The sequence below is a fragment of the Streptomyces calidiresistens genome (assembly GCF_014141525.1).
GTDB lineage: Bacteria > Actinomycetota > Actinomycetes > Streptomycetales > Streptomycetaceae > Streptomyces > Streptomyces calidiresistens.
This window is the reverse complement of sequence record NZ_VKHS01001230.1, coordinates 1-1086: the sequence shown is the minus strand read 5'-3', so window position 1 is coordinate 1086 and position 1086 is coordinate 1. Positions and strand designations below refer to the sequence as shown.

The following is a 1086-nucleotide window of genomic DNA, read 5'->3' as shown; positions in this document are numbered from 1 at the left end:
CTCCCCCGGCACCCTCCCCGGGCCCGCCGGCACGGCTCCCGCCACCGGGACGCCCGCCGCGCCGGAACGGCGCGACACCGTCCGCCTGGCCGTGGTCACCGGGGTCTTCAACCTGCTGTGGGCGACGGTGACCGTCCTCATGATCGTTCGGCCGGGCTCCTCCACCGGCGTCTGAACCGCCACGCGCCCACCCGGGTCGGCCTCAGCAGCAGCCGGGGGCCGGGGCGGCTCCCGGCAGGGACCGGCGGTTGCGGGACTCCCGGTTGCGCGCCGCCAGCAGCCCGTCCGGCGGGTAGCCGACCTCCTCCAGGGTCAGGCCGTGCGGGCGCACCACGTGCACCGCCGAGTCCCGCACCCGGGCGGCGAGCACCCGACCGGGCCACTCCGGCGCCCGGTGGCCGTCCCCGACGAAGAGCATCGCCCCGACCAACGAGCGGACCATGTTGTGGCAGAAGGCGTCCGCGACCACCGTGGCCTCCAGGATGCCGTCCGGGCGGCGCTCCCAGCGCAGCTCGCGCAGGGTGCGGATGGTGGTGGCGCCCTCCCGCCGGCGGCAGTAGGCGGCGAAGTCGTGCTCGCCCAGCAGCGGCCCGGCAGCCTCGTTCATCGCGGCCTCGTCCAGCGGGTGGTTGTGCCACAGGACGTGGTCGCGCAGCAGCGGGTCCACCCCGCCGGGGTGATCGGTGACCCGGTAGACGTACCGGCGGTGGGTGGCGGAGAAGCGGGCGTCGAAGTGCGGGGGCGCGGGCGCGGCCCGCCACACCCGCACGTCCTTCGGCAACCGGCCGGCCAGCCGGCGCACCAGGTGTTCCCCGTGCGCGGCCCACAGCTCCTCCGGCAGGTCCGTGTGGGCGACCTGGCCGCGCGCGTGCACGCCCGCGTCGGTGCGGCCGGCGACCGTCAGCTCGAAGGTCCGCCCGGTGCGGGTGACCACGCCCAGGGCGTCCTCGATCTCCTGCTGGACGGTGCGGCGGCCCCCCGGCTGCCGTGCCCACCCGGAGAAGTCGGTGCCGGCGTACGAGATGTCCAGTCGGATCCGCACGGTGCCGGGGGGCGGGGCGAAGCGGTCCCCGGTCTGTCGCTTAT

General features: G+C 76.6%; 1 protein-coding gene. It reads right to left on the bottom strand.

The genetic code is table 11. The features are described 5' to 3' along the window. Positions 1 to 202: 202 nt before the first annotated feature. Positions 203 to 1042, bottom strand: coding sequence for a tRNA pseudouridine(38-40) synthase TruA (truA, locus tag FOE67_RS26560; RefSeq protein WP_182667367.1), 840 nt, complete (start codon positions 1040 to 1042; stop codon positions 203 to 205). Positions 1043 to 1086: the final 44 nt, after the last annotated feature.